This window comes from Thermoplasma sp. (assembly GCF_023256435.1).
In the GTDB taxonomy this organism is placed as follows: Archaea; Thermoplasmatota; Thermoplasmata; order Thermoplasmatales; family Thermoplasmataceae; genus Thermoplasma.
In genome coordinates, this window is record NZ_JAGDXM010000025.1 from 21,898 (window position 1) to 30,458 (window position 8,561).

An 8,561-nucleotide genomic window follows, 5' to 3' on the forward strand; every position below is an offset into this window, starting at 1 on the left:
CAATTTATGAATATCTCTATTGGGGGAGGCCCGTGTGCCTCATGTCCGAATATTGAGTTTTACTGCTTCCCCAAGCCACTAACTTTTCTATAAAGATTGAACTGAAGATTTTTGATAAACCTAACTCCTACGGCGGTCAATATAGAACACGAATGCCGTGATCATGGCGCCTATAACTATGCCTGCACCGAGATAGTAATCGTAATTCTGGGTCGGCGTATATTTCTCGATCACCTGCACCGGCTGCCCAGTCACGTTGAAATCCACATATTGAGAGGACGTCTTGTATCCAGGTACACTGGAAAACTGAGCAATGTAATGACCGGCTGGCAGAAGTATGGATATACTGCCCTCATTTGAGTAATAAGATCTACCATCGATCACTACATACCATGATGAACCGGCAGGCAAACCTGTTTCGGAGATCACAACCTTATACAGCTGCTCAGGAAACGTAATGTTAACTATTACAGAAGAGCCATTTACTGTGACGTATCCTGATACAGCCGTGTAATTGTTCGGCGGAGCAAAGACGGAGTAGGAATATGTACCATTTGGAAGGCTCACGATAAGTTCCCGTGATGCAGAAGAATAAAGGCTACCAGCTACATCAACATACCACGTCTCATTTCCTACATAGTTGGTTGCATAGAATATGACGCCATAGGTCATCACATGTTTTGCATATATATTGATGATTGTTTTGTTAGTAAACGAGTAGGCGTATCCTGAATTATTGGTAGTGTAGCCAGGGGGTAGGAAGACGGCATAGGTTGTGTTACCAAAGTTGTACTCTGTGACGTTGATGCTGCTTCTGGAGCTTTCATAGTATACCCCATCAGCCGCAATTTCCCAGCTTGTTCCAGCAGGCAGGCCATGCACCGTGAATGAAAGCGTATAGACGAAATAGACCAGTGGATGATAATCGTAACCGCTCTGTATGTATCCCGTTTCATTCCACGGTGCCGTAATGAACGGCGAACCCCAGTAGTTACCACCCTCATATCCGCCATCCACAATGCTTCCCTTAAGATCAAAGCCGTTTACAATAATTGTATAGTTGATAGGTTCCACTGCGCTCAGGTTCCAGTTGTCATGATATGTTGCATTCGAACCTGTATAAACATTGAAATCCGGTGAATAAGCTATGTCGTATTCGGTGAAGGCATTGTTGAATATCATATTTCCCGATGAATCTAAAAAGAGACCAACCGTGCCGTTTCCATTTTCAGATAGATACTGATCCGGAAAGTAGTTTCCCCAGACAGTGTTGTTCTCATCTGATGAGTTTTCTCCGTAAATGAAGATAGAAGAATAATAGGGCGGCTGTAGGTCTCCAGAGTAGAGATGCAGGGAATAGAAGACGTTGCCGGCTACGAGATCGTTGGATGAATTCCAGATCATGAGGTTCGCCACGATGAAGCCCTTCATGGTTTCCGGAAACCAACCGGTTATATTCGAGCCGTTTACTATTGATACGTTAGAGGTTTCGTAAAGAACTATGCCCATCCAGTTTGTATTGCTGAGTCCAAGGTGCGATAACTCTGATCGGTACTGCTGGCCGTATGCTATCTGGAAAGAGCTGACATTTTCTATGTCTAGGTGAAATGCCGTATCTAGGATCGTTATGCCGGAAAATGCCGGGAAAAGGAAATCGTTCAGAACCCCGAAGGTTGATATAATCGAGATGGATTGATTCAACGATATGATGAATGGATTTGCGGCTGTTCCGTTCCCCTTCATGGAATAATATGCGGCATCACTGCTGTTGGAGATGAAGATGGGCGCATAGAACCTTCCAGTTTTTGCTGTCTGAATGCCATCAACAGTACCGGATACATTATTAATATATTCAGGTGCATATAAATTCTTGAATATAGCGATAGAGTACGCACCCTCAGGGAGAAGAAACCTGAATGCAGAGCCGTTCACAGGTGCCCAGGAGGCTGTGCTGTTGCTGAATTGCGCACCTGAGCTCACAAATACATAACTCTGATCCGGTACCTTTCCGGAGAGAATTTCCATGGCATTGGAAACATTCCACAGGCCGTATACAAGCGATGGGCCAGCCTGGAGTAACGCGGTATGATCTATCCATCCAACATCAACACCATAGGAGGTTTCTCCTGTATCTACGCCAGCATCGTAAGCAGATCGAACAGCCTGGAACGAGGACAGCGTTGAATTATAGAGGTACAGCCCCATGGTGCCATTGATGGAGTATACGTCTACGTTGCTACCGCCTCCCGGACCGGTTATGGCCATTTCAGAATCATATAGCAGACCTGACAAGGTGGGCGAATATCCAGATATCATAAAACTGGCTGGAACTTTTGCAGTTCCAGATGAATTGAAAAATACAGTATCATAGCTTCCCGATCTATGCACATTTCCGCTCGACACTGAATAATTGAAGTATACAGCATCGTTGCCATTTCGAAGCGAGGAGTTCAGATACAGTTTCAGTTCGAATGGAAATGATATGTTCATTGTCGGGCCCACATCATAATAATAAACATAGCGCACAAGCTTGCCGCTACCGTGGAGCGCATTTGGAGTCATGTTGAATGCCGGACTGGAAAAATTCCACACGTTGTCTATGAATGTGAGCTGGTGCGTTCGGGTGGAATATATGACCACATTCTGCGTCCAGAATGAATAGGATGAGTTTCCAAAGAGATCCACATTGTGGAGGACGGAATTCAGCTGAACTGCGAAACTGTTTGGCTGATCATCGTATGGATAGAAGACTCTCGTGCTGTTTAGATCAAGAACCCCCATGACATCGGTGGTATTGACAGAATAGGGTACGAGTTTTCCCGACAAATTTTCAATACCAACGTCTGAAACACCCATCGGTGCAGGCCCGTTATCATAGGTCAGAGAGATGTGACCATCATAGGTGTAATAGTTGATCGCATTGAAATTCGGAAGAAACATGTACTTTGAACTGATGTTCAAATTCCCTATTCTGGCCAGAGCGCTACCATATTCATTTTCAATGCCTGCATGTTTCGTGTTATGAGCATTTTCACCAGCCGGTACGTGCATCGTATAAAGGCCCGCAGGTATAAGTAGAAACGCGATTAGAGCTATCGAAATTAAGATCGTTATTCTCGACGTAGGTATGATAAATGAAAATTGCTATAAAAACATGGATCAATTATTGTTAAAGATCTATTCATTTATCTCTGTCTCCACGTATATGCAATTCAATTGTGAGATAAGGCTCGAGACCCTTCAATATCCTGTTTACCGCCTTTTCCAGATGCTCCTGCATGGTCGAGTAGGATATGCCGAACTGCCTCGCCATCTCGGATATCTGAGTCCCTTTCGGGGTATCAAAATAACCCATATGGTATGCATTCACAAGATATTTGAGCTGTTTCGTGGTCAGATCGGAGAGCAGATCCGACATAGAAATCGCATATGTATCTCTCACAAGCTCGGGCTTAATCTCTGCCTTCTTTATGACCTTCGCCTCGCCGATCCTTTCGAATTCGTTGAATATTGATTTAAAGTGCTCTGACATAGGTGATATGAGGGATAACTTCTCATGACCACCTTGGTAATATACGGGTGCCTTCCACATGAGATTTTTCGATTCAGCCTTTCGTATGGTGGAATTTGAAGTGTTACACCTGCAAGACAGCATCACTGAAAGATTTCCATCACCGTATGTTCTGTAAAGGACATGCGTGTTCAACTCCTTTTCAACATCAGGCAGATGGGCTTCTATTTTGCTCAGATCCTCGTCTTTACCATAGAACTCCAGATAATCCACCGCTGAATTGCACCATCTGTAAAAGATCACGTCCGGGAACAGCTTGCTGAGTTTGCAGAAGGGCAGATCATTTACAAGATCGAATTCGATCTCCTCCATACCGTCACATACCGGCATCATTTATATATCTTTCATAAGACTGATCAGCATGGTGATATGAGATGGTTTCACTGATAGTAGAGCACAGGTGGAAAGGAAAGAATCAGGACGAAGCTTTCAAGGTTGTCGGAAGCATAATAGATATGCAGAAGAACGGCAAGTTGCCAGCTGGATTTACCCTGAAGTCGGTTAATGTGATAGCGGATGAGAGGATGGCCGTCTGCGAATGGGAGGCTCCTAGCCTTGAGGACTTCAAGGGATTGATGGAGAAGGTTAATCCTCCAACAAAGCACGAGATCTTTGCAACACAGAAACTCCTGTGATTGCATAATTTCTTGTATATAATTTTTATATTTTAAAAACTTTAATATCGGTCTTTTCCATTTTTAAAATGTATGAAGGATATTCAATGCCCTCAATGCGGTGCTTTGGTGCCAGAAGGGACTAAGCAATGTCCTGTCTGCGGATACAGGTTCATTACGGTTAGCGATGACAGCTGGAAGTCTGCATTCGTAAGGATATTTTCGAGAAAGCGAGTATTGACTATGGTTCTGGTCTTCGTGGCCGAGTTGGCAATAATGTTCGCGCTCACAGCCATGCCGATGTCTGGATCCACCGCAAACCAGATCGTGAATCAGAATGAGCCCAGCCTCCAGTCTGTGAGGGCTCTGCCGCTCATAGTGAGATCGTTTTCCATATTCTCTCATAACTATGAAATTGCTTCAATTGAGATCATCCCTGTGATAGGGCAGATATTCTTCCTCATATCCACGTACTCAACGGCCATAGTCCTTAATGCACTTGCTATATCCCAGGGAGTGACAGGACCTCTCGCCCTTGTGTCGCTCCTTCTTCTTCCCTATTCATGGCTGGAGCTTCCTTCCTATGCCATAGCAACCACGGAGGGTGCGTTTCTCATCTATTCACTTTTCACCAAACATTTCAGGAAGGAGATCAAGACCGCGGTCATCGTATGGCTTATGGTTGGGCTGGAACTGCTGACGGCAGGCATATTTGAATCATGGACAATCGCTCTGGAAAGCTCCAATAATCTAAGCCTGTTGTTCATAACATGGATACCATATGCGGTCATCATAGCCATATTTGTGGTTGTCGTGAGACACTTCGTTCACCGATTCCAGACCGATATGGCAATGGGCAGGAATTGAGATGGAATACTGTCCATTTTCTTTAAGGAAGGGATCAAGGTAATATCAATCCATATGAGTAATACGACTTATGTACTCTTATAGGCCTGAATTTTTGCTGACATTTTCAACTTATTTCATTCGATCAGAATATGATCTAAAACTATCATTCTCATTAATGTGCTTTGATTATATCTCATATAAAAATATACTGTGACGCAATGCATAAGTCATTTTAATTTCTAGAGGCATTATAGGGTTCTCTTTCATGAAGGATGAAATATAGCATCCGTAATGTTCGATGTTGCATGAATCTGAATGATACTCAAATTGATTTTCAATATATATATCCTTAAAATTGGTCATCAGAATAGATTTCAACCCTCCTCCACCTGAGAATTTCCTTTAACTATTGCCATCTGCATTCTTCTGTATCTGAAGTATGAGAATATCCAAGAGAATGCAAATATCAGAACTATTATTATTCCGACGTTCCCCCATGCAAGGTTATTTATGATGTATATTGGCCTCCAGATGCTGCCATTGAGATTGAGTTCTCCCTGTACCAAGCCAAGAGTTTCCAAGCCACCGATTACATATGCAACCGTTATAGATATCGAGGTCATGGTGAGATTGAACCATGCCTTCTTCTTCGGGCTGCCTCTGAATGCCCAGCCGTAGGCATTGTTCATGAAGAATCCATCGCTTGAATCCACAAATACCATGCCAGCAGTGAAGAGTGCCGGGAATATCAGTATGGTGTATATCGGTATTGTGCTGAAAATTCCGGCTGCTGCGGCAGAAACCGCAAGGAGTGTGGTCTCAGATGCGGTATCGAAGCCGAGGCCGAATAGAAAGCCTATAGGATACATATAAAACTCATTCTTTATCAGTTTGAAAAGTCCGCCGAGATATCTGTTCATAAAGCCACGCCTGGAGAGCATTGTATCAAGCGCATCATCACTTATCTCATTCTGCAGGCTTAGGCGATAGGCGATCCTGATTTCCCTGAGTATGAAGAGGTTCAGCGTACCAAGTAGAAAGAGGAAGAAGGCACTAACCAGTGTTCCTATTATGGTTCCGATCTGCTCGAGTTTCGGCATGGTGTGCTCGAGAGCCCGTATAGATATTATAACCATAAGCGAGAGCAGGATCACGACTGTGGAATGCCCCAGTGAAAACATCAGTCCGGTGTATCTTGATCTCTTATGCTCTTGCATGAGTTTTCGCGTGGCATTGTCTATGGCAGCAAGATGATCTGCGTCGAAGCCATGCCTTATACCGAAGAAATATGATAGGACGCCGAGCGAGAAAAATGTCCCTGTTATATAGGGAGAATTTATATCCCTGTTTCCCACGCTGTAAGTTACCGCTAGGAGGATATGAAATGAGACCGCAGTGAGTAATAACAGGAAACCGTAGACGACAGCATAACCTTTCAGATTTTCATGTATGAGTGAAGACATGATCGTCAATCATTAATGTTCTTATAAAGTTTATTTTAGTTTAGTGAAATTAACTTTATCACCATGATTTTTTTCTTTAAAAATGGGTTTTGTTCGAATAAGTATGGTGTATGTATCTTTTGCCATTTTCTTCATAAATATGAAAAATGATAATTTTCGTGAGAAATATTCTTATATTCATGAATAATACAGATACTGTTCAGAGATGATCTCATGATAGGTGTAACAGCCTGGGAATGGATCGGCCTGTTCATCGGTATGATCATCGGTGGTCTGGCCGAGGCCTGGGGAATATCCAACCCAGAGGTTTTGATAAGGTTGGGAAAGTGGGAGGATAGACTTTTCATTGGCTGTATTGCAATTGCAATCGGTGCTGGTGCCATAGTGCTCTATGGCCTCTCAGCCATTGGAGTATCCTTCCACTGGGGCATAAAGCCCGATTATGTCATTGGTGTTGCGCTAGGGGGAATAATATTCGGTACGGGTATAGCGATATCTGGATATGTTCCTGGAACTGTGTGGATGGCTCTTGGAGAGGGCAGACGCGATGCAATATATGCCCTCCTTGGTGGCCTTCTAGGAGCTGCCACATGGACGTTGATATACCAAACCAGCTTCGGTCACTGGCTCACAACGTACCTGAACTTTGGACAAATTTACTTCGCTGGAAAGGTGGACACAAACCTCACAATAGGTTTCATTGTCGCAATAATCTGGGCTGCCATAATGTTCACCATAGCCTATACGTTGCCTAGATACAAGAAGGGAAAGAGCTGTGCATATCTTTCAACCCACAAAGGGTATAAGCTTGATCCTGAAGAAGAAAAAATGTACTTGGAGACGGCAAACTTCCTGATGGAAGGATCATCTATGCCTCTGGGCAAAGACAACCTGCCTGAGAAGGTGAACTACCACTGGACAGTGTCCTCGAAACTCTTCGGTGTCACCATGCTCTCTGTGGGTATCATCATAGGTCTGACGGTAGTTCTTGAGATGTTTCTGCATCAGATATTCGGGGAATCCACAACCTATTCATGGATCGTTGCGCAGATATGGTTACCAGCAGGCTACTGGAAATACAGCACTCTCGTCGTACATACCATAGGATGGGAGCCGTTCAGTGACATAGGCACGTTGTTCGGGGCATTTCTAGCCTCTGTTTTCTTTACAAGGAGATTCCAGGCTTTCAACAATGTTATCCCGCCATCATGGAAGGCCAGATTTGGAAACAGCCAGATAAAGAGAGCTGCTGGTGCGTTTTCAGGTGCATACCTGATGCTCCTGGGCGCAAGGATGGCGGATGGCTGTGCTAGCGGGCATATACTGAGCGGTGACCTTCAGATGGCAGTGAGCAGTCTGGAGTTTTTCATATTCGTGGTGATATTCCTGCTTCTGGTTGCACACATAATATACAGGAGGCAATAAATATGTCATCAGAGATTGATGAGGAAAGGCTTAGAATGACCATGGAAGAGAGAAGGAAAAAGGAGCCTCAGATGAAGAAGGAAAGTGGACTGAAAGCTTTCATAATATCCATGGTTGCTATTGTGATAATAGCCGCTGCTTTGACGTCCGGTACATATAACGGATATGATCCAAACCCACATTCCGTTGCGCTTACCGGGTTCTTTGTCATAGTCACAATAATAATGACTGCAGTATGGTACAGGACAAAATACAACGATTATTCATTCGAAGGCAATAAAGATAGAGAAAATTAAAGTAACATCCAATTATCTTTAAATTAATTTAATATTTTGTGAATCTAATTTATGGCAAATTTTCTAGCAATAATCATACTTCTATAATACGGTTTATAATTATTGAGTAGAATAATCATAGTCAGAAGACGATGTACTTGAAAGCCTCCTCGAAGTTCAGGGCAAACATATTCCATCTCCTTTCCAGATGTATAGCTCCTACAGGTATCGGAAAGAGATGTGATTTTGTGAGCTACTCCTAAGCTAAAGCATCGGATCTTCCTTTCATTGAAGGGGCATCCTGCCTTTCCGGACATCCAGACAAGCCCTGTATCGTGATATCTACAGGCGTATATTCGGATCT

The 8,561-nt window shown here is 43.5% G+C and carries 7 protein-coding genes; 4 read left to right on the top strand and 3 right to left on the bottom strand.

Translation table 11 applies throughout. The features are described 5' to 3' along the window. Positions 1–120 precede the first annotated feature (120 nt). A complete protein-coding gene (locus tag Q0C15_RS03115) occupies positions 121–3,051 on the bottom strand; it encodes a thermopsin (protein ID WP_297216012.1) in 2,931 nt (976 codons plus the stop codon). 130 nt (positions 3,052–3,181) lie between these two features. Beyond that, positions 3,182–3,883 (bottom strand): helix-turn-helix domain-containing protein, encoded by a 702-nt coding sequence (locus tag Q0C15_RS03120; protein ID WP_297216015.1) that lies wholly within the window; start codon positions 3,881–3,883, stop codon positions 3,182–3,184. Positions 3,884–3,945: 62 nt separating this feature from the next. On the opposite strand from Q0C15_RS03120, the gene Q0C15_RS03125 reads away from it, so the two are divergent. Continuing rightward, positions 3,946–4,206, top strand: coding sequence for a hypothetical protein (locus Q0C15_RS03125; protein ID WP_297216018.1), 261 nt, complete (start codon positions 3,946–3,948; stop codon positions 4,204–4,206). A gap of 72 nt (positions 4,207–4,278) precedes the next feature. After that, on the top strand, positions 4,279–5,052 hold the full coding sequence (locus Q0C15_RS03130) for a zinc ribbon domain-containing protein (protein ID WP_367181978.1): 774 nt from the start codon (positions 4,279–4,281) through the stop codon (positions 5,050–5,052). A gap of 356 nt (positions 5,053–5,408) precedes the next feature. Here Q0C15_RS03130 and Q0C15_RS03135 read toward each other — a convergent pair whose 3' ends face one another. Further along, positions 5,409–6,497 (bottom strand): HoxN/HupN/NixA family nickel/cobalt transporter, encoded by a 1,089-nt coding sequence (locus Q0C15_RS03135; protein WP_297216023.1) that lies wholly within the window; start codon positions 6,495–6,497, stop codon positions 5,409–5,411. A gap of 213 nt (positions 6,498–6,710) precedes the next feature. On the opposite strand from Q0C15_RS03135, the gene Q0C15_RS03140 reads away from it, so the two are divergent. Further along, positions 6,711–7,922: a YeeE/YedE family protein gene (locus tag Q0C15_RS03140; protein WP_297216026.1), complete on the top strand. Its 1,212-nt coding sequence runs from the start codon at positions 6,711–6,713 to the stop codon at positions 7,920–7,922. Between the two features lie 2 nt (positions 7,923–7,924). Next, entirely contained in the window at positions 7,925–8,218 is a 294-nt protein-coding gene (locus Q0C15_RS03145; RefSeq protein ID WP_297216029.1) for a hypothetical protein, read from the top strand. The last annotated feature ends 343 nt before the right edge of the window (positions 8,219–8,561 follow it).

Excerpts from the sequence above, each read along its gene's own strand:
- Q0C15_RS03115 (WP_297216012.1), bottom strand. The coding sequence starts at position 3,051 with ATGCACGTACCGGCTGGTGAAAATGCTCATAACACGAAACATGCAGGC.
- Q0C15_RS03120 (WP_297216015.1), bottom strand. The coding sequence starts at position 3,883 with ATGGAGGAGATCGAATTCGATCTTGTAAATGATCTGCCCTTCTGCAAA.
- Q0C15_RS03125 (WP_297216018.1), top strand. The coding sequence starts at position 3,946 with ATGGTTTCACTGATAGTAGAGCACAGGTGGAAAGGAAAGAATCAGGAC.
- Q0C15_RS03130 (WP_367181978.1), top strand. The coding sequence starts at position 4,279 with ATGAAGGATATTCAATGCCCTCAATGCGGTGCTTTGGTGCCAGAAGGG.
- Q0C15_RS03135 (WP_297216023.1), bottom strand. The coding sequence starts at position 6,497 with ATGTCTTCACTCATACATGAAAATCTGAAAGGTTATGCTGTCGTCTAC.
- Q0C15_RS03140 (WP_297216026.1), top strand. The coding sequence starts at position 6,711 with ATGATAGGTGTAACAGCCTGGGAATGGATCGGCCTGTTCATCGGTATG.
- Q0C15_RS03145 (WP_297216029.1), top strand. The coding sequence starts at position 7,925 with ATGTCATCAGAGATTGATGAGGAAAGGCTTAGAATGACCATGGAAGAG.